Raw genomic sequence first — 21,633 nt, 5'->3', positions numbered from 1 at the left:
GCCTTCTCAGGCTAAGACAGCGGTCTTTATGGGGTCCATATGATGTAACCATGGCTTTGCCGGATTATCAAACCTTGATGAAACCCATCCTCGAGGCCCTAGCAGACGGCAACCCGCTCACAAGGCGCGAACTGCTTGGCAAACTGGAGAGTCGTTTCCAACTAACGGATGAGGAAAAGGCCCGTTTGACTCCTAGCGGGAGGGCTCCTCTTTTTACCACCCGGGTAAGTTGGGCAGTGGCCTATCTGAAAAAGGCCGGGCTCATTGCCGCGCCGCAAAGAGGTTCTTACCAGATTACCCAGAGGGGCAAGGAGGTTTTAAAGCAAAACCCCGAGCCCCTTGATGTGAATTTTCTCATGCAGTTTGAAGAGTTCAAGGTGTTTATAGAGCAGAGCCGGGCAGGCAGCACCTCTGCCTTGCCGGAAAGAGAAACCCCAATCGCAAAGGCCACTCCCAGCGAGACCCTCGAGCAGGCCTACCAAGAGCTTCGCGCGGCCGTAATATCCGAACTCGTTGAAAAAATTCGGGAGGTTCCCCCCAAAGCTTTTGAGCGTTTGGTGGTAGACGTCTTAGTAAAGATTGGCTACGGGGGAATGAACGAGAACGCAGGGATGGTAGTGGGTGGTCCCGGAGACGAAGGGATTGACGGGATCATCCGGCTTGACCCGTTGGGTTTGGAACAGATCTACCTTCAGGTCAAGCAGCGGACCGACAAAGTGGGCAGGCCGCAAGTGAGCGAGTTCGTAGGAGCATTGCAAGGCAAAGGAGCCAGCAAGGGTATCTTTGTCACCTCGTCGGAGTTCACCAAAGAAGCACAGGAATACGCGGCCCGCTTGAACGTCAAGGTTGTTCTTATTGACGGAAGGAAACTTGCAGAGCTCATGTTTGACTATGGGATAGGTATGGCTGTGGTGGCTCAGTATCAGGTCAAACGGATTGACAGCGACTACTTTGCTGAGCTTATAGGCGAACTAGGACCGTGACCACGGAAACCTACCTGCTTCCCGAAGGTTACCGCGTCACCGAACTGGGCCCCCTTCCAGAAGAGAAGCAGTTGGAGAAGTTTGCCAATACGGTCTTTGGTCTCGTGTGTGTACCTTAGCTAAAGTAGTCTGCTTGCCTTCCAATAGATCTGATACCACCTCACGTTATATCCTGCACTCTAGGCCACCAGTGGAAGAGGGTGTGGCCTCAGGTTTTATGGCTCATTTGGCCAGACCCGGCACCGCCGAGCCACGGTCTCCCTCAGAGCCTCCAGGGAAGGGGACCAGCCATTGGCCACCGCCTCGCTCGCCAAGGGCCAGGCCCGTAGCTGGGGCCCCGTCCACAGGCCCCCGTCGGGTAGGGGGCCTTGAGCAGAACCTGGCTCTCTTCCGGGCTCAGCTTGGGCTTCCGCCCGGAGTTAGGGTGCCGCCTATCCGGCAACGCCCCCGGGTCTTCCCGTTGGTGCCGGGCCAACACCAGGTGAACCCAAGGGATGCGGCGAGGGAGCTTCCGGGCAATCCCCTTGGCCTTGCTTCCTTTCGGCGCATGATGGACCGCCAGCCGGCAGAAGGCCTTCCATGGCCTCCCGGGCCTTGCGGTGGCGCTCCAGGGCCTCCTTGGGTTTGGGGTGGGGGGCTACAGGGGGCATGGGTGAAGGGGACCACAAAAAGGGTAGTAGCCCCCTACGGTCCCCTAAGCCACTCCTCCGCAATCTGCACCGCGTTCAGGGCCGCCCCCTTCAGGAGCTGGTCCCCCACCACGAAGAAGTCCAGGCCGTGGTCAAAGGCCAGGCTTTTGCGGATTCGGCCCACCTCCACATCCCACTTGCCGCTGGCGGTGAGGGGCATGGGGTAGCGCTTGGCAAGGGGCTCGTCCACCACCTCCACCCCGGGAGCCTGGGCCAGGACCTCCCGGGCGGCCTCCGGGGAGACGGGCCCGGCAAACTCCACGCTCACCGCCTCGGCATGGGCCCTAAGGGTGGGCACCCGCACCGCGGTGGCGCTGATCCTTAGGGAATCGTCCCCAAAGATCTTGTGGGTTTCCCAGACCACCTTCATCTCCTCCCGGGTGTAGCCGTTTTCCTGGAAAGCATCTATGTGGGGGATCACGTTAAAGGGCAAGGGGTGGGCGAAGACCTCGGCCACCGGGGTTTCCCCGTGAAGGTAGCGGTGGGTTTCCCGCAAAAGCTCCTCCATCCCCTTGGCCCCGGCCCCGCTGGCCGCCTGATAGGTGGCCACAATCACCCGCTTGGCCCTGAAGGCCCGGTGCAAGGGCCAAAGGGCCATAGCCAGGATGGCGGTGGTGCAGTTGGGGTTGGCGATGATGCCCTGGTGCTGGAAAATCTTTTCCCGATTCACCTCCGGCACCACCAGGGGCACCTGGGGCTCGTAGCGCCAGGCGCTGGAGTTATCGATCACCAAGGCCCCACCTTGGGCCCACAGGGGGGCCAGGGCCTTGGAAAGGGAACCCCCGGCGCTGGCCAAGACCAGGTCCACGGGCAAAGGCCCCTGGGGAAGGGGCTCCACCGGGATGGCCTCCCCCCTAAACACCAGGGTCTTGCCGGCGGAGCGGGGGGAGGCGTAAAGGCGAAGTTCATCCAAGGGGAAGTTTCGGGCCTCGAGGACCTTCAGGATCTCCTGCCCCACGGCCCCCGTGGCCCCCACCACGGCCACCCTCATCTCCGGTCCTCCTTAACCCTCATGGCTTTCCCGTCCTCCATACCCTACCCCCTTAGGGAAACACCTTGGCCCCAGGCCAGGCCTCCTGGCAGGACCTCCTCCCCCGGGCCCTTTGGGGCCCGGGCCTGCCTGGTGAGGATCCGCCAAGGCCACCATGTACCCCCAGGATAGCCCAAGGCCCCATCCCTGCCGCCCCACCCGCCTACCACTTCAGCTTCTCCCGCAAAAACCCCTCCAGCTCGTCCACGTGAAGCCTTATTTGCTCCATGGTGTCCCGGTCCCGCACCGTGACCGTGTCCTTGAGCTTGGTGGTCCCGTCCTTGCTCTGGCCGATGGTGTCGTAGTCCACGGTAATGGCGAAGGGGGTGCCCACCTCGTCGTGGCGGCGGTAGGCCTTGCCAATGTTGCCGGTGTCCTCGTAGAGGATGCGCCCGAGGCCCAGGGCCTGCAAGCGGGCCTTCAGGGCCTTGGCGTAGCCGGTGATCTCGGGCCGGTTCTTGGCCAGGGGGATCACCGCCGCCTTGATGGGGGCAAGCTGGGGCTTAAGTTTCAGCACGATGCGCTCTTCCCCACTGGGAAGCTCCTCCCGGGTGAAGGCCTCCGCCAAGAGGGCCAAAACCCCCCGGTCCACCCCGGCGGAGGGCTCAATCACGTAGGGCACGAACCACTTGCCGCTTTCGGGGTCCCGGTAGGCCAGGCGGGCGGTGGAGTGTTCGTTTTTCAGCACCCGGGCGGTGATGGAAAGCTCCTCCTGCTCCCGGGTATGGCTTCCCAGGTCAAAATCCGTACGGTTGGCGATGCCCTCCAGCTCCTCGAGGCCATGGGGGAAGCGGTAGAGGATGTCCACCGTGGCCTTGGCGTAGTGGGCCAGCTCCTCGGGAGGTTGCTCGTAGGGCACCAGGTTCTCCCGGCTTAGGCCCATCTCCTGCCACCACTTAAGCCTTTCCTCCACCCAGTAGCGGTGCCAGTACTCGTCCTCCCCTGGGCGGACGAAGTACTCGATCTCCATCTGCTCAAACTCCCGCACCCGGAAGATGAAGTTCCTGGGGGTGATCTCGTTGCGGAAGGCCTTGCCGATCTGGGCGATGCCAAAGGGGAGCTTGCGGCTGGTGCTGTCCAGGACGTTTTTGAAGTTGATGAAAATGCCCTGGGCGGTCTCCGGGCGCAGGTAGGCCAAGGAGGCCTCATCCTCCACCGGGCCCACGTGGGTCTTGAACATCATGTTGAAGTACCGGGGCGGGGTCCAGTCCCCCGGCTCAGCGGTGGCGGGGTCCAAGACCCCAGCCGCGGTCATGGCCCCCCCGGCCCGCTCGGGGGCTTGCATCATGGCCTGGACCAGGGCGTGGAGGTTACCCTCCTCCACCTCCATGGCCCGGGAAAGCCTCTTGAGCACCTCCTCGGGCTGGTCCTTGAGAAGGTGGTCCAGGCGGTAGCGCTTCTTGCTGATGCGGTTGTCCACCATGGGATCGGCGAAGGTGGCCTCGTGCCCCGAGTAGTGGAGGACCAGGCGGTGGGTGAGGATGCTGGCGTCCAGGCCCTCCATGTCGTCCCGCTCGTAGACGTTCCGCCGCCACCAGGCCTGCTTCAGGTTGTTCTTGAGCTCCACTCCCAAAGGGCCGTAGTCGTAGGTGCCCTGGAGGCCCCCGTAGATCTCCGAGCCTTGGAAGATAAACCCACGCCGCTTACAAAGCGCCACCAGTTCGTCAAGGCTTGTTGCCGGCATCGTTCCTCCCCAAGGGGGACCAAGCCCCCGGTTACAGGGCATCTTACCGGAAGGGGGTGCCAGGGCACCACCGGGGCCCATGGTGAGCCTGGGCGCAAACCCCTGCCCACGCCCGGCTTACGCTAGAATAGGTGACGAGGGGAGCATGAACAGGTACGACGATCGCGCCAGGCTGGTTTTCCACTACGCAAGGGAGGAGGGGAGCCGCTTAGGCCACTCCATGATCGGCCCAGAGCACCTCCTCCTGGGCCTGATGCGCGAGGGGGGTACGGCGGCCCGCATCCTCCAGGAGTACGGGGCGAGCCTCGAGGCCATGCGCCGCATGGTGGAGGAGCTGGTGGGCCGCGGCGAGGGGAGCCGCACCGGGGAACCCCCTGCCATTACGCCCAGGGCTAGGCGGGTCATGGAGCTGGCCAGCGCCGAGGCCCGCAACATGGGGGCCTCGGTGATCGGCACCGAGCACATCCTCCTGGGCATCATCCGTGAGGGCGACGGGATCGCCTACCGCATCCTCTCCCACTTCGCCAAGGACGTGGACGCCATCCGCTGGCGCATCCTCTCCATGGCCGAGGGCCGGGAGCGGGAGAAGCCGGTGAACACCCCCTTCCTGGACGAGTACGGCCGCGACCTCACCAAGGAGGCCCGGGAGGGCAAGCTGGACCCCGTCATCGGCCGGCAGGAGGAGATCAACCGGGTGATCCAGATCCTGGCCCGGCGCACCAAGAATAACCCCGTCCTCATAGGGGACCCGGGGGTGGGCAAGACGGCCATCGTGGAGGGGCTGGCCCAGGCCATCGTGGAGGGCCGGGTGCCCCCCATCCTCAAAGGGGCCCGGGTGGTGGCCCTGGACCTGGCGGGGGTGGTGGCGGGCACCAAGTACCGGGGCGAGTTTGAGGAGCGCCTGCGCCAGATCATAGAGGAGCTCAAAAACGCCAAGGTCATCGCCTTCATAGACGAGCTCCACACCCTGATCGGGGCCGGGGGAGCCGAGGGCACCTTGGATGCCGCCAACATCCTGAAGCCCGCCTTGGCCCGCGGCGAGATCCAGGTGATCGGGGCCACCACCACCGGGGAGTACCACCGCTACATAGAGAAGGACGCCGCCCTAGAAAGGCGCTTCCAGCCGGTGATCGTCCTGGAACCCTCCCCAGAGGAGACCCTGGAGATCCTCAAGGGCCTGCGTCCCCGGTACGAGGCCCACCACGGGGTCATCATCCCCGATGAGGTCCTGGAGCTTTCCGTGAAGATCGGCATCCGCTCCCTCCCGGGGCGCAACTTCCCCGATAAGGCCATTGACCTGATTGACGAGGCGGCAAGCCGGGTGCGGCTCAATGCCTCCTTGGGCCTGCCCGTGGCCGAGGAGGAGGACGGCACCCCCATGGTGACCCGGGAGGACATTGAGGCGGTGGTGGACTCCTGGGGCGGGGTCTACGTGGACGACAAGGACGACCAGAAGCTCATGCACCTCGAGGAGGAGCTAAGGAAGCGGGTGGTGGGCCAGGAGGAGGCCATCCGCGCCCTGGCCAGCGCCCTGAGGAGGGCCCGGGTGGGCCTGGGAGGCCGCACCCGGGTGGCCGCCAGCTTCCTCTTCGTGGGGCAAAGCGGCGTGGGCAAGACCCAGCTGGCCAAGGCCCTGGCGGAGGTGCTCTTCGGTTCGGAGCGGGCCCTCATCCGCTTTGACATGTCCGAGTTCCAGGAGCCCCATTCCATCTCCAAACTGATCGGGGCTCCTCCCGGCTACGTGGGCTACGAGCAGGGGGGTCGGCTCACGGAGGCAGTGCGCCGCCAACCCTTCAGCGTGGTCCTCCTGGACGAGATTGAAAAGGCCCACCCGGATGTGTACAACACCTTCCTGCAGGTGCTGGACGAGGGCCGCCTCACCGACGGCATGGGGCGCACCGTGGACTTCCGCCGGGTGATCCTCATCATGACCTCCAACACCGGCTACAACGTGGGCCCGGCCATCGGCTTCACCAGCAAGGAGGTGGACACCGAGTCCCCCCTCAAGGCCCTCTTCACCCCGGAGTTCCTGGACCGGCTGGACGAGGTGATCCGCTTCCGCCCCCTCACGGAGGAGGAGCTGGTGCAGGTGGCCCGGATGATGCTGGAAGAGATCCAAAAAGAGCTCCAGTCCCGGGACATCGCCGTGCGCTTCGCCCCCGAGGTGGCCCGCTTCGTGGTGGAACAGGCCCCCAAGACGGGAAGCGCCCGGGCCATCCGGGGCATCATCCGCGAACGCATTGAGGACCCCCTTTCCCTAGCCCTCCTCAAAAAGCCCACCGGCCACCTCTACGTGAACGTGGAGGACGGCCACCTGGCCTTCCACGAGGTGGAGGGCGAGGAGCTTTTGGTCTAGATGCCCCCGGGAACCGTTGGGCCCAGCCTCCTCCTTCCGAGGGGGCGGCTTTTTCTTGGGTGCCTCGAGGCCTAAACCCATGGCCAAGACCTCCTACACCTGCGTGGAATGCGGTTACCGTACCCCCAAACCCTTGGGGCGGTGCCCGGCCTGCGGTTCCTGGGAAAGTTTCCGCGAAGGGACCGCCTCCCCTTCCCCAAAAGGCCAGGGGGCCGAACCGGCAACCCCCAGCCCGGTGGCCCTTTCCCAGGTGGACGAGGCCCAGGAAAGCCGCTTTTCCTCAGGGCTTGCCGAGGTGGACCGGGTCCTGGGGGGAGGGTTCGTACCGGGGGAGGTGGTCCTCCTGGGGGGCGAACCGGGGGTGGGCAAGAGCACCCTCCTCCTGGAACTGGCCAAGCGCCTGGAAAGGCGGGTGTACTACCTGGCGGGGGAGGAATCCCCCGCCCAGATCAAGCTGCGGGCCAGAAGGCTGGGGGTAAAGGAGCTGCTTCTCCTCAAGGAAACCCACCTGGAGCCCCTGGTAACCCTTTTGGAGAGGGAGCCCCCCGAGGTGCTCTTTGTGGATTCCATCCAGACCATTGAGGCCGGGGGAAGTCCGGGTAGCCTGGTGGCGGTGCGGGAGGCCACCCACGCCTTCGTACGCCTGGCCAAGGAGGAAGGCATCACCACCGTTTTGGTGGGCCACGTGACCAAGGAGGGGGTGGTGGCGGGGCCCAAGAGCATGGAGCATGCGGTGGACGCCACCCTGTACCTGGAAACCGCCGGGGTTTACCGGGTCCTAAGGAGCGCCAAGAACCGTTTTGGCCCGGTGGGGGAACTGGGGGTTTTCCGCATGGAGGAGGAAGGCCTTAAGGAGGTGCCCAACCCCTCCGAGGCCTTCCTGTGGGAAAGGCCCTTGGGGGTTCCGGGAAGCGCCGTGGCCCTGGCCCTGGCCGGAGAAAGGGCCTTGGCCCTGGAGGTCCAGGCCCTGGCCGCCAAAACCCCCTTCCCCGCCCCCAGGCGGGTGGTCCAGGGGTTGGACCCCAGGCGGGTGGACATGGTGCTGGCGGTTCTGGAAAGGCGGCTTGGCCTGCCCCTTGGGGCCCTGGACGTCTACGTGAACCTGGCCGGGGGCTTAAGGGTGCTGGACCCCGGTCTGGACCTGGCGGTGGCCCTGGCGGTGTATTCTGCGGTGGTGGGCAAGGCCCTGCCCCCGGACCTGGCGGTGGTGGGGGAGGTGGGCCTTCTGGGCGAGGTGCGGAGCGTGATGGGATTGGAACGGCGGCTTAGGGAAGGGGAACGGGCGGGGTTTTCCCGCATCCTGCACCCGGGCAACACCAAGGCCCTCAAGGAGGCGGTGGAGCGGTATTTGGGATGAGTTTCCCCCTTCTCCTTTACCTGTTCTTCGCCCTTTTGGGCTACCAGCTGGCGGTGGGCCTGGAGAACCTGGGGCTTCTTCCCCGGTCGGCGGGCCTGCTTTCCCTGAACCGCCTTTACCTGACCCTGGCGGGCTTCCTCACCGGGATTCTTTTGGCACCCCGCCTCGAGGCCCTTCTGCAAAAACGCCTGCAACGGTTGCGGGAGCTTCCCCCGGAGGTGCCCGTGGCCCTGACCCTGGGGGCCACGCTGGGCCTCCTCCTCACCGTCCTGCTCACCACCTTGCTTTCGCAAATCCCCGGGTTTTCCCCTTACCATAGCCTCTTCTTAGCCCTTTTCCTGGTGGGGCTTTTCGCCTACCTGGCCTTGGGCTACAAGGAGTATTTGCGCCTTCCCCAACCCCCCCACCGCCCCCAAGGGGGCAAGGTGCTGGACACCAGCGTCCTGGTGGACGGAAGGGTGGCCGAGGTGGCGGCCACGGGTTTCCTGGAAGGCCCGCTTTACGTGCCCCACTTTGTGCTGAAGGAGCTCCAGCACTTCGCCGATAGCCCCGATCCCCTCAAGCGGGCCAAGGGGAGGCGGGGTCTGGAAACCCTGGAAAGGCTGAAGGAGCTGGTATCCCTGGAGGTGCTGGAAGAGGCCCCCAGAGGGGAAAGCGTGGACGAAAAGCTCCTCTTCCTGGCCCGGGACCTTAAAGCCGCCCTGGTCAGCAACGACCTGGCCCTCCTGCAGATGGCCAGGATCTACGGGGTCAGGGCCCTTTCCGTCCAGGCCCTGGCCCAGGCCCTCCGCCCCCAGCTCAAGGTGGGGGATACCCTGAGGCTCCTCATCCTCAAGGAAGGCAAGGAGCCCCACCAGGGGGTGGGCTACCTGGAGGATGGCTCCATGGTGGTGGTGGACGGGGGGATCCGGTACCGGGGCCAGGAGGTGGAGGTGGTCATCACCCAGGCCATCCAGACCCAGGTGGGCCGCCTCTTCTTCGCCCAGCCGGCCGCCGAGGCCCAAAGCTAATGGCTGAAGGCCCAGGGGCTTATAATGCCTAACGGCCTTGGCCGGCCAAGGAGGTGGAGCTTGAACCTGCACGAGTATCAAGCCAAGGAGATTCTGGCCCGCTACGGGGTACCGGTGCCGCCGGGAAAGGTGGCCTACACCCCGGACGAGGCGAAGCGCATCGCCGAGGAGCTGGGCAAACGGGTGGTGATCAAGGCCCAGGTGCACGTGGGCGGCAGAGGCAAGGCCGGGGGCGTAAAGCTGGCGGACACCCCCCAGGAGGCCTATGAGAAAGCCCAGGCCATCCTGGGGATGAACATCAAGGGCCTCACGGTGAAGAAGGTCCTGGTGGCCGAGGCGGTGGACATCGCCAAGGAGTACTACGCCGGGCTTATCCTGGACCGTTCCCAAAAGAAGGTGGTCCTCATGCTCTCCAAGGAGGGGGGCGTGGACATTGAGGAGGTGGCGGCGGAACGCCCCGAGGCCATCCACAAGTTTTGGATTGACCCCCATAAGGGCTTCCGGGCCTTTGAGGCCCGGGAGATGGTGAAGCGGGCGGGCCTCGAGGGCCACCTCAACAAGCTGGCCCAGGTCCTGGTGGCCCTGTGGCGGGCCTACGAGGGGGTGGATGCCTCCATCGCTGAGATCAACCCCCTGGTGGTCACCACCGAGGGCCAGGTGGTGGCCGCCGATGCCAAGATCGTCCTGGACGACAACGCCCTCTTCCGGCACCCGGATCTAGCCGAGCTAAGGGAGATTGAGGCCGAGCATCCCCTGGAGGTGGAGGCCAGCAACTACGGCTTCGCCTACGTAAAGTTGCAAGGGAACATTGGCGTCATCGGGAACGGGGCCGGGTTGGTCATGTACACCCTGGACCTGGTGAACCGGGTGGGGGGCAGGCCCGCCAACTTCCTGGACATCGGGGGCGGGGCCAAGGCGGAGGTGGTCTATAACGCCCTCAAGGTGGTCCTCAAGGACCCCGAGGTCAAGGGGGTGTTCATCAACATCTTCGGCGGCATTACCCGTGCGGATGAGGTGGCCAAGGGGGTGATCCGGGCCCTGGAGGAAGGGCTTCTCAGCAAACCCGTGGTCATGCGGGTGGCGGGGACCGCCGAGGAGGAGGCCAAGAGGCTACTGGAGGGCAAGCCCATCTACATGTACCCCACGTCCATGGAGGCGGCCAAGGCCATCGTGGCCATGGTGGGAGGTGCGGCGTGATCCTGATCCATCGCGAAACCCGCGTCCTGGTCCAGGGCATCACCGGCCGGGAGGGGCAGTTTCACACCCAGCAGATGTTGGACTACGGCACCCGGGTGGTGGCCGGGGTCACCCCAGGGAAAGGGGGAACCGAGGTCCTAGGCCTTCCCGTCTACGACACGGTCAGAGAGGCCGTGGCCCAGCACCCCGTTGACGCCTCCATCATCTTCGTGCCGGCCCCGGCGGCGGCGGATGCGGCCCTCGAGGCGGCCCATGCCGGTATTCCCCTCATCGTCCTCATCACCGAGGGCATCCCCACCCTGGATATGGTGAAGGCGGTGGCGGAGATCAAGGCCTTGGGTAGCCGCCTCATCGGGGGCAACTGCCCCGGGATCATCAGCGCCGAGGAGAGCAAGATCGGCATCATGCCGGGCCACGTGTTTAAGCGGGGCAAGGTGGGGCTCATAAGCCGCTCCGGCACCCTCACCTACGAGGCCGCCGCCGCCCTCTCCCAGGCGGGCCTGGGCACCACCACCACCGTGGGCATTGGGGGCGACCCGGTGATCGGCACCACCTTCAAGGACCTCCTCCCCCTCTTCAATGAGGACCCCGAGACCGAGGCCGTGGTCCTCATTGGGGAGATCGGGGGCTCCGACGAGGAGGAGGCGGCAGCCTGGATCCGGGAGAACATGAAGAAGCCGGTGGTGGGCTTCATCGGTGGCCGAAGCGCCCCCAAGGGCAAGCGCATGGGCCATGCAGGGGCCATCATCATGGGGAACGTGGGCACCCCGGAGTCCAAGCTGAAGGCCTTCGCCGAGGCGGGGATCCCCGTGGCGGACACCATTGACGAGATCGTGGAGCTGGTGAAAAAAGCCTTGGGCTAAAGGCCTTGGGCCGTCCCCCACCCTGGCTTGGCCAGGGTGGGCGGCTCCTACACCCTATCCGTGGCCTTCGCCATCCAAAGAAGCCGCTCCCCGTGCTCCGGCCTCAGCTCCCCCGGGCGAAGCCGCCAGGCCCAGTTGCCGAAGGGCCTTCCAGGGTAGTTCATGCGGGCCTCGCTTCCCAGGGCCAAGACATCCTGCACCGGGTAGACGGCAAGCTGGGCCACCGATTTCATCCCCAGGTGCATGAGGGCCCAGGGCACCTCCTCCTCCCCATGGAAGCCGATCCCCCACTCCGCCAGATACCGTTCCAGGAAGGCCTTTTCGTGGGGGGTGGCGGTGCGGTACCAGCCTAAGGTGGTGTCGTTGTCGTGGGTACCGGTATAGACCACCACCCGGCCATGGGGGGGATAGTTGTGGGGGAGGAAAGGGTTTTCCCTCCCCCCGTCAAAGGCGAACTGCAAGACCTTCATCCCGGGCAGGCCAAACCGCTCCCTTAAGGCCACCACCTCCTCGGTGATAACCCCTAGGTCCTCCGCCAGGATGGGCACCTGCCCAAAGGTTTCCTGAATCTTCTGGAAAAGCTTCTCCCCCGGGGCCTTCACCCAGCGCCCCTCCACCGCCGTGGGGCAGGAGGCGGGGATCTCCCAGTAGGCCTCAAACCCCCGGAAGTGGTCAATGCGCACCAGGTGGAAGAGCTCCAGGGCCTTCCTTAGGCGCGCCATCCAGAAGGAGAACCCCTCCTTTTCCAGCACCTCCCAGCGGTACAGGGGATTCCCCCAGCGCTGGCCCGTTTCCGAAAAGTAATCCGGGGGCACCCCGGCCACCACCGTGGGCCTTCCCTCCTCATCCAGATGGAACCACTCGGGATGGGCCCAGACCTCCGCGGAGTCCTCGGCCACGAAGATGGGCATGTCCCCGATGAAGGCTAAGCCCAAGGCCTCTGCCTCCTCCCTTAGGGCGCCCCACTGCTGGAAAAAGAGCCACTGGGTCCAAGCGTGAAAGGCCACCGCCTGGGAAAGTTGGCCCTCGGCTTCCTTTAGCGCCTTATCCTCCCTTAGGCGAAGGGGCATGGGCCAGCGGTTCCAGGGAAGCCCCCCATGGGCCTCCTTAAGGGCCATGAAGAGGGCGTAGTCCCGAAGCCAAAAGGCCTCCTTTTCCCAAAACTCCTGGAAAGCCTCCCGTTCCCCTTGGGGAGCCCGCTCCTGAAAACCCTGGAAGGCCGCCCGGAGCACCGGCCACTTCCAGGCGTAAAGCCCGCCGTAGTCCACCCGCCCTTGGGGGAAGCCAGGGTCTTTTAGGGCCATATACCCCGCTTCCGCCAAGGGGCGGAGGTCAATGAGGTAGGGATTCCCGGCAAAGGCGCTAAAGGCCTGGTAGGGGGAGTCCCCATAGCCCGTGGGGCCTAGGGGCAAAACCTGCCAGTACCGCCCGCCAAAATCCTGGAGAAAGCGAAGAAAGCCCCGGGCCTCCTCCCCTAAAACCCCGATGCCATAAGGTCCGGGGAGGCTGGTGGGGTGCAGAAGCAAGCCATAGGCACGCGGAAGCTCCATGGGCCCAGTGTATTCCCTAGAGGAAGCCTTTCCAAGGCGTACTGCTGGCCTTACCCCTCACCGGCCCCCTTTCCCTGGAAAGGGATCAAGACCCCTTGGGGGCGGTTCCTTTCCCGGGAAGCCATGACCCATCCGCTTCCTCAGCCCACCCTGTTCCCCTGCTCGTCGTAGGTGTAAAACCCCCTTCCCGTTTTCCGGCCCAAAAGCCCCGCCTGCACCATGCGCCGAAGCAGGGGGGAGGGCCGGTACTTATCGTCGCCAAAGCCCCGGTGCAGAACCTCCATGATGGCCAAGCAGGTGTCCAGGCCGATGAGGTCGGCCAGCTCCAAAGGCCCCATGGGGTGGTTCATCCCCAGGCGCATGACCCCATCTATGGCCTCCTTGCTGGCCACCCCTTCCCTTAGGGCCTCAATGGCCTCGTTGATCATGGGCATCAGGAGGCGGTTGGAGACGAAGCCGGGGTAGTCTTGGACCTCGAGGGGGGTCTTCCCCATCCTTTTGGCCACCGCCATCACCACATCCCGCGTTTCCTCCGCGGTAAGCTCCCCCCGGATCACCTCCACCAACTGCATGAGGGGCACGGGGTTGAAGAAGTGCATGCCGATAAAGCGCTCGGGCCTTCCCGAGTAGCGGGCTAGGGCGGTGATGGGGATGGAGGAGGTGTTGCTGGCCAGAATGGCCTCGGGCTTCACCAGGCTTCCCAGGCGCTCAAAGAGGCGGCGCTTTTCCCCTTCGTCCTCCACGATGGCCTCCACCACCAGGTCGGCCTCCGCCAGGTCCCCCAGGACCACGGTGGTGCGGATCCGCCCCAAGGTGGCCTCCAGGTCCTGGGGAGCGATCCGCCCCTTCTCCAGAAACTTGCTTAGGGACCGCTGGATGGCCTTCAGGCCCCTTTCCAGGAAGCCCTCCGCCACGTCCACCAGCACCACCTCAAACCCCGCCTGGGCCGCCACCTGGGCGATGCCGCTGCCCATCTGTCCTGCGCCCACCACGCCAATCCGCTTTACCTCCATACCGGCACCTCTCGGGCTATTTTACGCCCCTGAGGTTCACCAAAAGGACGCCCACCAGCGCCAAGGCCCCGCCCAGGAGGGAAAAGGGGGAAGGGATCTCACCCAGCCACCCGTAGGCGATCAGGATGGCCAGGACCGGCGACAGGTAAAGAAAACTGGAAAGGCGGGAGGCCGGGGTGCGGGAAAGGGCATAGGTCCAGGTGAGGTAGGCCAGGGCCCCGGGGAACACGCCCAGGTACAGGGCGCTGTAAAGGGCCGGGCGGGGCGCCCGGAGCAGGGCTTCCCCCAGGCCAGGCAGAAAGACGAGAAGGGGAAGCGTGCCCAAAACCATGGTGTAAACCGTCATCTCCCGGCTGCCGTAACGGGCAAAAAGGGGCTTTTGCCAAACGAAGTACAAGGAGGTGGAAAGGGCGGAAAGCAGGATCAAGAAAGCCCCCGGGCTCAAGGACACCCCGCCTCCCTCCCCGAAGGCGATCAACAAGGAGCCCAGAAAGGCCAGGGCAAACCCCAGCACCCCTACGGGCCTAAGCCGCTCCCCCAGGAAGAAGAAGGAGAGGAGGGCGGTAAACACCGGCCCGGTAGCGATGAGCAGGCTCGCGGCCCCTGCGCTCACCGTGAGCTCCCCGTAGACCAAGGCGGTGTGGTAAACGGTGATGCCCAAAAACCCCAGGAGAAAAAGGCGGGGAAGGTCCTCCTTCCTGGGTGGGCGAAGACCGTGCAGGCGGGCGTAAAGGAGAAGCAGGGCGCTGGCCACCAGAAAACGCAGGAGGACCAGGTGCCCAGGGCTTAGGCCCTGGAGCCCCGCCCGGATGCCGGCAAAGGCGCTGGCCCAGAAGAGGATGGTGAGGAGGGCCGCCCCTAGGGCCTTAGGCTCCATGGGGTAACACCAGGTAGTAGAGGCCCCTTGGCAAAAGGCCCTTCTCCAGAAGGGCGTTTACCTCGTTAGCCCCCACCTGGAGCACCCTTTCCTTCACCTGGGCCAGGGAGAGGTACCGGCCCGTGTACAGGTACTCCATCCCCAGGTGGAAAAGCCTCCCCATGGGGGTTTCCCCGGCGAAGACCAGGCCTGTGGCCAAGGGGGTTTTGGCCTTTTCCACCTCCTCCTCCCCCACGCCCTCGAGGGTGATCCGGTCAAGCTCCTCCTTAAGGACGGCCAACACCGCTTCCTTGTTGGCCGGGTCCGCCTGGACGTAGGCGTGGAAGAAACCGGCCCTATCCGCCTCCTCGTGGCCAAAGGAGGCCGCCTCGGCGAGGCCCGTATCCACCAGGGCGAAGTGGAGCCGCCCCGAGCCCTCCTCACCTAGGAGGTGGGCCAACACCTGGGCGGCAAAACGCTCCTCTTCCTGGTAGCCCACCCCGGGGAAAAGGCCCACCAGGTAGAGGGCCCGGGCCTTCTCGTAGGGGTGCTCCTCTACCCCCTGGGCAGGGCTTAAGGGTGGATAGGTCCTTCCCGCCTCTCCTAGAGGCCAATCCTCCGTGAGCCGTTCCGCCTCGGCCACCAGGGCCTCAAAGTCCACCTTTCCCGTGGCGGCCAGCACCATGTTCCCCGGCAGGTAACGCCTCCCGTGGTAGGCGGCCATGGCCTCCCGCGTGAGCGCGGTGATGCTCTCCACCGTGCCCAGGACGCTATTCCCCAGGGGGTGTCCCTGGAAGAAGCGGGCCCGGGCCCAATCGTAGGCCATGAAGCCCGGGCGGTCCTGGTAGCGGGCGATCTCCTCCAGGATGACCTTTTTTTCGGTGGCAAAGTCCTCCGGGCGCAAGGCAGGGCGCATGAGCCGGGAGAAAAGCTCCAGCAGGGGGAAGGCGAACTCCGGCAAAACCGCCCCGTAGTAGACCGTGGCCTCCTCGGAGGTGAAGGCGTTGTACTGGGCTCCCAGGCGGTCAAAGGCCAGGTTCACCTCCCAGGCGCTCATCCCTTCCGGACCCTTGAAGACCATATGCTCCAGGAAATGGCTCACCCCGCTCTCCTCGGGGGCCTCGTCCCGGGCCCCCGTCCGGACAAAGTAGCCCAAGGCCACGCTCCGCGCCTCCGGAAGCACCTCAGCAATGACCCTCAGGCCATTTTTCAGTTCCGCCTCACGAAACATCGTCCACCTCGCCCAAAAGCCCCACCCAGGGGTTGCGGTAGGGGTGTTCCCGCAAGAAGGCGTTCACCGCCGCAAGGCCCGTACCTTCTATGGCCTCCTCGATCTCGGAAAGGGGCCGGACCCGCCCCAGCATGAAGAGGTCCCGCACCATGGAGGCGGCCCGGCTTCGGATGGACTCATCCGCCATCACCAAGGCGGTCTTGAGCCCCACCTTGGCCCGGGAAAGCTCCTCCTCCGTGACCCCTTCCGCCAGGCGCTCCACCTCCGCCAGCATGACCTCCAACGTCTCCCTGGCCCGCTCCTTGGTGGTACCCCCATAGGCCATGAGGAGGCCCTGGCCCTTGACCCCGGCGGGGAAGGCGCTCACCGCATAGACCAGGCCCCTTTTCTCCCGTACCTCGGTGAAGAGGCGGCTGCTCATGCCCCCCGAGAGCACCTCCAGGGCCAGCCGGGCCGCATAGAACCGGGGGTCCTCCGGGCCCACATCCGGGTAGGCCAGGCCGATCTGCACCTGGGCCGTGGCGCGCTTGAGGAGGAAGCGCTGGGGCTCGGAAAGCCTGGGCTTTGGGTAAAAGGCCTCCTCCCCCTCCCAGGCCATAAGGGGCTCCAGGGCCCTGAGAAGCCTTTCCCAGGAAACCCCTCCCGCCACCGCCAAGATGGCCCCTTTCGGGGTGTAGCGCCTGGCAAAGTCCTCCCGCACCGCCTTAGGTGTGGCCCTCTTCAGGCTCTCCTCCTCCCCCAGGGGATCCCTGCCATGGGGGGAGAGGAAGACCCTTTTTCGCAGCTCGGAGAAGAGCTTCCGGGCCGGCTGGTCCTCCTGGGAAAGAAGGGCCTGCAGGGCCACGCTTCTCACCGCCTCAAAGCCCTCCTCGGGAAGCTTGGGCCTAAGGAGGAGGAGGGCATAGAGCCGGAAGACCTCCTCCAAGGCTTCCGGCAAGAAGGCGGCGGAGAAGAGGGTGTACTCCAGCCCCGCCCCGCTTTGCCGCCTAACGCCCAGGGCGTCCAGGGCCTGGGCCAGCCCCCAAGCGTCCAGTTCCCCAGCCCCCTTCCAAAGCCACCCCTCCAGAAGGGTGCTGGCCCCCAGAAGCCCCTCGGGCTCGTTCACCGCCCCGGCAGGCACCAGAAGCCCGAAGGCCACCCCGGGGTAGTCCCGCTCCTCGAGGGCCAGAAGAAGCCCATTCGGTAGTCGCTCCACACGGCTCACAGGCCTAAGGGTATCATGGAGAACGTGAGGGAAGGGGAACTTCGCCAAAGGCTCCTCAGGCCCCTCCTTAGGGAGCTAAAGGACGGGGCCCGGGACCAGGTGGTGGTGGGGGGCTTGGAATCCCTCATCCAGAACCTGGCCAAGCCCTTTCCCCACCTGCAAAGGCTTTTCCTGGGGTACGGTGGGAAAACCCCGGAGGAGCGCAAGGCGGTCCTGGAGGAGGCCATCCGCTTCCTGGAGAATGGCCAAGAACCGCTGGCCGCAAGCAGGGGGGAACCCCCCGCCCGGCCCCAGCCCCCCCGCCTCACCCCCCAGGACCCCGCCCACCTCCTGGTCCCGCCCCAAAGCCGCAAGAGGCTGGCCGAGCTCTCCTTGCACACGGTGCGGGATATCCTCCACTACTACCCCCGCCGCTATGAGGACCGGCGAGCCCTTCCCGGGGTGCGCTTCCTGGAGGACGGGCAGAAGGCCACCCTCGCCGTGAGGGTCCTGGCCAAGGAGCTGGTGAAAACCCCCAAGAAGGGGATGCAGCTGGTGCAGGTGCGGGCCCAGGATGCTTGGGGCTTTCGCTTAACCTTGGTCTGGTTCAACCAAACCTGGGTTCTCTCCCAGATCCAGGAGGGGGATACCCTGATCGTCACGGGCCGGGTGCAGCGGCGCCACGGGGTGCAGCTTTACGTGGAGCACTTTGAGAACGAGGGCACCGAGTCCCTCTCCACGGGGAGGATCGTGCCCATCTACCCCGCCAAGGAGGGGATCGGGCAGGCGTTCCTGCGCCGCACCGTCCACCGGGCCCTGGAGATGGCCCTCCCCCTCCCCGACCCCCTGGAAGCCTACCGGGAGGAGCACCGTCTTCTCCCGTACGCCGAGGCCCTGCGCCAGATCCACTTCCCCGAGGATGAGGAGGCCTTGAAAAAGGCCCTCCTTCGCCTCAAGTTTGACGAGTACCTCCTCTTGGAGCTCAAGGCCCTTCTGGACGCCGGGGGCCTGGTCCTAGGCCGGAGCTTCCGGGTGGAGGAGGCTTGGACGGAAACCTTCAAGAAAGCCCTGCCCTTTCCCCTCACCCGGGCCCAGGAGCGGGTCATGGGGGAGATCGCCCAGGACATGCAAAGCCCCCGGCAGATGGCCCGCCTCCTCCAGGGGGATGTGGGCTCGGGTAAGACGGTGGTGGCCGCCTATGCCCTCTTTCTGGCGGCCATGAACGGGGCCCAAGGGGCCCTCATGGCCCCCACGGAGATCCTGGCCAAGCAGCACTACGGGAACCTGACCCAGTACCTTTTCCCCCTGGGGGTGCGGGTGGAGCTCCTTTTGGGGTCCATGACCCCCAAGGAGAAGGAAGGGGCCATCCAGAGGCTTCTTTCCGGGGAAGCCCAGGTGGCGGTGGGCACCCATGCCCTCATCCAGGAGGGGGTGGGGTTTAAGGACCTGGGGCTTGCGGTGGTGGACGAGGAGCACCGCTTTGGCGTCTTGCAGCGGCGGGCCCTCCTCAAGATGGCCCGGGTTCCTCCCGATGTCCTGGTGATGTCCGCCACCCCCATCCCCCGTTCCCTAGCCCTAACCCTCTATGGGGACCTCGAGGTCAGCCTCCTGGACGAGATGCCCCCCGGGCGAAAGCCCGTGAGGACCAAGGTCCTCCCCCACCGGCTGCGCCTGCAGGCCTACGCCTTCGCCCGGGAGGAGGTGAGGAAGGGGCACCAGGTCTTCGTGGTGGCCCCGGCCATTGAGGAGTCGGAGGAACTGGACCTGAAGGCGGCCACCGCCCTCTACCAGGAGCTGCAAGGCCTTCTCCCTGGGGTGCGCATGGCCCTCCTTCACGGAAAGATGCCCGCCCGGGAAAAGGATAGCGTCATGGAGGCCTTCCGCCAGGGCGCCTTTGACCTTTTGGTATCCACCACCGTGGTGGAGGTGGGGGTAGACATCCCCAAGGCGAGCCTCATCATCGTGGAAAACGCCGAGCGCTTCGGCCTGGCCCAGCTCCACCAGCTAAGGGGCCGGGTGGGGCGGGGGGGGCTGGAAGGCTATGCCATCCTGATCGCCGGGGAAGCCAGCCAGAAAACCCTAAGGCGCCTAAAGGTCCTCGAGGAGTCCAACGACGGCTTCTACATCGCGGAGATGGACCTGAAGCTAAGGGGACCAGGGGAGCTCAGGGGCACCCGGCAGTCGGGGTACCCGGAACTGAAGCTGGGGGATCTGGCCGAGGACACGGAGGTTATTGAAAAGGCCCGGGCCCTGGCCAAGCGCATCCTGGAAATGGACCCCGACCTCTCCTGGCCCCAGCACCAGGCCCTTAAGGAGGAGCTCCGGGCCCAAGCAGAGCGCCTGGGCTTCCGGGAGGTCATCTAGGGGATGTGGGGGCCTGGGGAAATCCGGGCAAGGGGGTGAAGGGGATGGGGATGAAGGCCCTGCCCCATCCCCATATCCCCGTCTTCGCCTCCGAGGGAGGGGTGCTGAGGGCCGAAAGCCTCCGGGACTACCTTCTGGAGCTACGGGAGGCCTATACCCCCTACGCCCCGGTGCCCCCCGTGACCCTCTACGTCCTTTCCGAGAGGGACTGGCAGACCCTGGTCCCCTACCCTTACGGCCTGGCCTTTCAGCGCAGCGAAGGGGGCAGGCTGTCCCTCTTTGCCCCCCTCACCTACCCCGAAAGGCTCCTCCACCGCTTCCGCGAAACCCTGCTTCCCCTGGGGCCCCCTCCCATGGAGATCCCCGCCTTCTTGGATCTGAACCTGGGCCACGAGTACGCCCACGCCCTTCAGGCGGCCTGGCGCCTGAGGACGGGGGCAAGGTGGTTGGACGAGTTCTTGGCCAACTACCTTTTCCTCCTGGGCCTAGCCCGCGCCAGGCCCGACCTTGCGGCATCCCTCTTGGCCTTCTGCCGCTACCTGAGCCGCCTCGAGCCGGAAAGGCGAAGCCTCTCCGCCTACGAGAGGAGGCGGGGAGACCTAAAAAGCGCCCTATGGTTCCAGGCCCAGTTCACCCTCAAGGCCCAGGAGCTTTTGGAAACGAAGGGGGACAGCCTGTTGAAGGCCTGCCTGGAGGCCGCCCCCCTGGACCGGAAAAAGGGGCACGGGCTCCTTTTGGCGCTTGACCCAGAGCTCAAGGCCTGGTTCGCCGCCTTCGGCCTTAAGGGCGCACCCTAGGAGCCCCCTTACCCTCCGCCAAGGCCCTAAGCCAATCCAGGAAGGAAACCTCCCCCACCTTCAAGGTGTACAGCTCGGGCCTCGGCAGGATGCAGTGCTGGCTCCCCGGGGCTAAAAAGAAGGTGTAGTTTTCCGCCTGGGCCGGGGCCAGGACGGCCTTCATGGCCCCTTCGGCCCACTCCCGGGCCGTGGCCTCGGAAGGGCTCCTCTCCCCTTTCATGAGGCCATAGAAGAAGATCTGGGTGCCGTCCAAAAGGGTGGTGTACTGGGCGATGCGGGCCTTGGGGAAGGCCTTCGCCAGGGCCAGGTAGATCTCCGCCACCTCCGGGTTCTGGGAAAGGCCCGAAAGCTCGGGCAGGCGCGGGTTCCAGACGCTGAAGCCCGGGAAGCCCGGGGTGCGCACCCCTACCCCAGCATCCCCGCAGACCGCCACCTGGGCGTTTTTGTAGGTGGAAAGCACCTTGTCCGCAAAGAAGACTGCCCCATAGGCTCCGGCGGAGCAACCGGTCACGAAGACCCTTTCCGGGTCCGTGTGGTTGCGGAACACGTACTCCAAGGCCGCCAGGGCGTTCCTGGCCCCCTGGTGGTGCACCCTAAAGCCCCCGTAGTCCACCGTAGCCCGGCCCACATGGAGATCCCCGGTGCAGTAGGGCACAAAGACGTGGGTCCAGCCGTGGAAGGGGTTGGCCACGCTGATGCGGTTATAGATACCTTGGGCCAGGAGAAGCTCCTGAATATCCACCCGCTTGCGGTAGGTCGGGCTTCGGGGGCCGCAGGTGGCGGCGTCCCAGCAGGCCCCGCCTCCCTGGAAATCAATGACCACCTTTTTGGGGTCCCCCGGGCTCACGTAAAACCGATAGTGGGACCCATCCGAGCAGACCCCTCCCGGCACCTCCACCGGCTTCCAGAGGGCCTCGAGGCCCTGGGCCACGGCCAAACCCAACAGCAAAAGCAGGGCTAGTAAACGCCGCATTCTGCACCTCCACCAGGAGCCTACCCAAACCCTTAGACCAAGTCAAGAAAAGGAAGCCCCCCCAAGGGGGGCCTCCTTCCCCCTTTTGCCCTCAGAAGACCGCCTTGCGCAGGATGTCCGTCACGGATACGATGCCGATCACCTCCCCCTGGATGACCGGTGCCCGGCGGATCCCGGTGTTGGCGAAGAGCCGGGCCACGTACTCCACACCCAGGTCAGGGTTTACGGTGATCACCGGCTTGGTCATGATCTCGTGCACCTGCACCGTGGCGGGATCCTTACCGTAGGCGATCACCTTGTAGACGATGTCGGTTTCCGTGACGATGCCGTAGGCGTCCTCCTCGTTGCGCCGGTCCACGATGAGGGCCCTAAGGCCGGTCTCCTTCATGAGGTTGATGGCCTCCTTCACCGTGGCCGAACCCTGGATCTTCACCACCTCGGTGGACATGATGTCCTTGGCCTTCTTCATGGCGCACCTCCATGCCCGGCGGGAAGGG

At 65.3% G+C, this 21,633-nt stretch carries 17 protein-coding genes; 8 read left to right on the top strand and 9 right to left on the bottom strand.

Annotation, left to right across the window (positions count from 1 at the left end):
* Nucleotides 1-77: 77 nt before the first annotated feature.
* Nucleotides 78-983 (top strand): restriction endonuclease, encoded by a 906-nt coding sequence (locus tag L0D16_RS00285; RefSeq protein WP_243029349.1) that lies wholly within the window; start codon nucleotides 78-80, stop codon nucleotides 981-983.
* A 684-nt stretch (nucleotides 984-1,667) separates the two neighbouring features.
* Here the strand turns inward: L0D16_RS00285 and L0D16_RS00280 are convergent.
* Entirely contained in the window at nucleotides 1,668-2,663 is a 996-nt protein-coding gene (locus L0D16_RS00280; protein ID WP_243029348.1) for an aspartate-semialdehyde dehydrogenase, read from the bottom strand.
* Nucleotides 2,664-2,865: 202 nt separating this feature from the next.
* Entirely contained in the window at nucleotides 2,866-4,386 is a 1,521-nt protein-coding gene (locus L0D16_RS00275; protein ID WP_243029347.1) for a glycine--tRNA ligase, read from the bottom strand.
* A gap of 145 nt (nucleotides 4,387-4,531) precedes the next feature.
* On the opposite strand from L0D16_RS00275, the gene L0D16_RS00270 reads away from it, so the two are divergent.
* From L0D16_RS00270 to sucD, 5 genes are all read left to right on the top strand, one after another.
* Nucleotides 4,532-6,742, top strand: a complete 2,211-nt coding sequence (locus tag L0D16_RS00270; protein WP_243029346.1) for an ATP-dependent Clp protease ATP-binding subunit — start codon at nucleotides 4,532-4,534, stop codon at nucleotides 6,740-6,742.
* 79 nt (nucleotides 6,743-6,821) lie between these two features.
* Nucleotides 6,822-8,099 carry a DNA repair protein RadA gene (gene radA, locus L0D16_RS00265; protein WP_243029345.1) on the top strand — a complete coding sequence of 426 codons (1,278 nt, stop codon included), beginning with the start codon at nucleotides 6,822-6,824 and terminating at the stop codon, nucleotides 8,097-8,099.
* Complete coding sequence (locus L0D16_RS00260; protein ID WP_243029344.1) at nucleotides 8,096-9,109, top strand: PIN/TRAM domain-containing protein; 1,014 nt, start codon at nucleotides 8,096-8,098, stop codon at nucleotides 9,107-9,109. Before radA ends, L0D16_RS00260 begins: the two co-directional genes overlap by 4 nt.
* A 60-nt stretch (nucleotides 9,110-9,169) precedes the next feature.
* Nucleotides 9,170-10,306 (top strand): ADP-forming succinate--CoA ligase subunit beta, encoded by a 1,137-nt coding sequence (sucC, locus tag L0D16_RS00255; RefSeq protein ID WP_423247851.1) that lies wholly within the window; start codon nucleotides 9,170-9,172, stop codon nucleotides 10,304-10,306.
* Complete coding sequence (gene sucD, locus L0D16_RS00250) at nucleotides 10,303-11,169, top strand: succinate--CoA ligase subunit alpha (protein ID WP_243029342.1); 867 nt, start codon at nucleotides 10,303-10,305, stop codon at nucleotides 11,167-11,169. The genes sucC and sucD overlap by 4 nt, the downstream gene beginning before the upstream one ends.
* A 47-nt stretch (nucleotides 11,170-11,216) precedes the next feature.
* Here the strand turns inward: sucD and malQ are convergent, their stop codons facing one another.
* From malQ to L0D16_RS00225, 5 genes are all read right to left on the bottom strand, one after another.
* Entirely contained in the window at nucleotides 11,217-12,719 is a 1,503-nt protein-coding gene (malQ, locus tag L0D16_RS00245; protein ID WP_243029341.1) for a 4-alpha-glucanotransferase, read from the bottom strand.
* A gap of 140 nt (nucleotides 12,720-12,859) precedes the next feature.
* Nucleotides 12,860-13,732 (bottom strand): 3-hydroxybutyryl-CoA dehydrogenase, encoded by an 873-nt coding sequence (locus L0D16_RS00240; protein WP_243029340.1) that lies wholly within the window; start codon nucleotides 13,730-13,732, stop codon nucleotides 12,860-12,862.
* Between the two features lie 16 nt (nucleotides 13,733-13,748).
* Nucleotides 13,749-14,609, bottom strand: a complete 861-nt coding sequence (locus L0D16_RS00235) for a DMT family transporter (RefSeq protein ID WP_243029339.1) — start codon at nucleotides 14,607-14,609, stop codon at nucleotides 13,749-13,751.
* Entirely contained in the window at nucleotides 14,599-15,819 is a 1,221-nt protein-coding gene (locus tag L0D16_RS00230) for a M16 family metallopeptidase (protein ID WP_243029338.1), read from the bottom strand. The genes L0D16_RS00235 and L0D16_RS00230 overlap by 11 nt, the downstream gene beginning before the upstream one ends.
* Complete coding sequence (locus L0D16_RS00225; RefSeq protein ID WP_243029337.1) at nucleotides 15,809-17,023, bottom strand: M16 family metallopeptidase; 1,215 nt, start codon at nucleotides 17,021-17,023, stop codon at nucleotides 15,809-15,811. The genes L0D16_RS00230 and L0D16_RS00225 overlap by 11 nt, the downstream gene beginning before the upstream one ends.
* 15 nt (nucleotides 17,024-17,038) lie before the next feature.
* On the opposite strand from L0D16_RS00225, the gene recG reads away from it, so the two are divergent.
* The gene (gene recG / locus L0D16_RS00220; RefSeq protein WP_243029336.1) at nucleotides 17,039-19,366 is read left to right on the top strand and encodes an ATP-dependent DNA helicase RecG; all 2,328 of its coding nucleotides are present in this window, start codon (nucleotides 17,039-17,041) and stop codon (nucleotides 19,364-19,366) included.
* Between the two features lie 50 nt (nucleotides 19,367-19,416).
* Entirely contained in the window at nucleotides 19,417-20,163 is a 747-nt protein-coding gene (locus tag L0D16_RS00215; RefSeq protein WP_243029335.1) for a hypothetical protein, read from the top strand.
* Here L0D16_RS00215 and L0D16_RS00210 read toward each other — a convergent pair.
* Nucleotides 20,147-21,136 carry a pectin acetylesterase-family hydrolase gene (locus tag L0D16_RS00210; protein ID WP_243029334.1) on the bottom strand — a complete coding sequence of 330 codons (990 nt, stop codon included), beginning with the start codon at nucleotides 21,134-21,136 and terminating at the stop codon, nucleotides 20,147-20,149. The genes L0D16_RS00215 and L0D16_RS00210 overlap by 17 nt on opposite strands.
* A 91-nt stretch (nucleotides 21,137-21,227) precedes the next feature.
* The gene (locus tag L0D16_RS00205; protein ID WP_114312617.1) at nucleotides 21,228-21,605 is read right to left on the bottom strand and encodes a CBS domain-containing protein; all 378 of its coding nucleotides are present in this window, start codon (nucleotides 21,603-21,605) and stop codon (nucleotides 21,228-21,230) included.
* Between the last annotated feature and the right edge of the window lie 28 nt (nucleotides 21,606-21,633).

Origin of the sequence: Thermus altitudinis, assembly GCF_022760835.1 — a bacterium.
Lineage (GTDB): Bacteria > Deinococcota > Deinococci > Deinococcales > Thermaceae > Thermus > Thermus altitudinis.
This window is presented reverse-complemented; position numbering and strand designations above follow the sequence as displayed.

Excerpts from the sequence above, each read along its gene's own strand:
- L0D16_RS00285 (WP_243029349.1), top strand. The coding sequence starts at position 78 with ATGAAACCCATCCTCGAGGCCCTAGCAGACGGCAACCCGCTCACAAGG.
- L0D16_RS00280 (WP_243029348.1), bottom strand. The coding sequence starts at position 2,663 with ATGAGGGTGGCCGTGGTGGGGGCCACGGGGGCCGTGGGGCAGGAGATC.
- L0D16_RS00275 (WP_243029347.1), bottom strand. The coding sequence starts at position 4,386 with ATGCCGGCAACAAGCCTTGACGAACTGGTGGCGCTTTGTAAGCGGCGT.
- L0D16_RS00270 (WP_243029346.1), top strand. The coding sequence starts at position 4,532 with ATGAACAGGTACGACGATCGCGCCAGGCTGGTTTTCCACTACGCAAGG.
- radA (WP_243029345.1), top strand. The coding sequence starts at position 6,822 with ATGGCCAAGACCTCCTACACCTGCGTGGAATGCGGTTACCGTACCCCC.
- L0D16_RS00260 (WP_243029344.1), top strand. The coding sequence starts at position 8,096 with ATGAGTTTCCCCCTTCTCCTTTACCTGTTCTTCGCCCTTTTGGGCTAC.
- malQ (WP_243029341.1), bottom strand. The coding sequence starts at position 12,719 with ATGGAGCTTCCGCGTGCCTATGGCTTGCTTCTGCACCCCACCAGCCTC.
- L0D16_RS00240 (WP_243029340.1), bottom strand. The coding sequence starts at position 13,732 with ATGGAGGTAAAGCGGATTGGCGTGGTGGGCGCAGGACAGATGGGCAGC.
- L0D16_RS00235 (WP_243029339.1), bottom strand. The coding sequence starts at position 14,609 with ATGGAGCCTAAGGCCCTAGGGGCGGCCCTCCTCACCATCCTCTTCTGG.
- L0D16_RS00230 (WP_243029338.1), bottom strand. The coding sequence starts at position 15,819 with ATGTTTCGTGAGGCGGAACTGAAAAATGGCCTGAGGGTCATTGCTGAG.
- recG (WP_243029336.1), top strand. The coding sequence starts at position 17,039 with ATGGAGAACGTGAGGGAAGGGGAACTTCGCCAAAGGCTCCTCAGGCCC.
- L0D16_RS00215 (WP_243029335.1), top strand. The coding sequence starts at position 19,417 with ATGAAGGCCCTGCCCCATCCCCATATCCCCGTCTTCGCCTCCGAGGGA.
- L0D16_RS00210 (WP_243029334.1), bottom strand. The coding sequence starts at position 21,136 with ATGCGGCGTTTACTAGCCCTGCTTTTGCTGTTGGGTTTGGCCGTGGCC.
- L0D16_RS00205 (WP_114312617.1), bottom strand. The coding sequence starts at position 21,605 with ATGAAGAAGGCCAAGGACATCATGTCCACCGAGGTGGTGAAGATCCAG.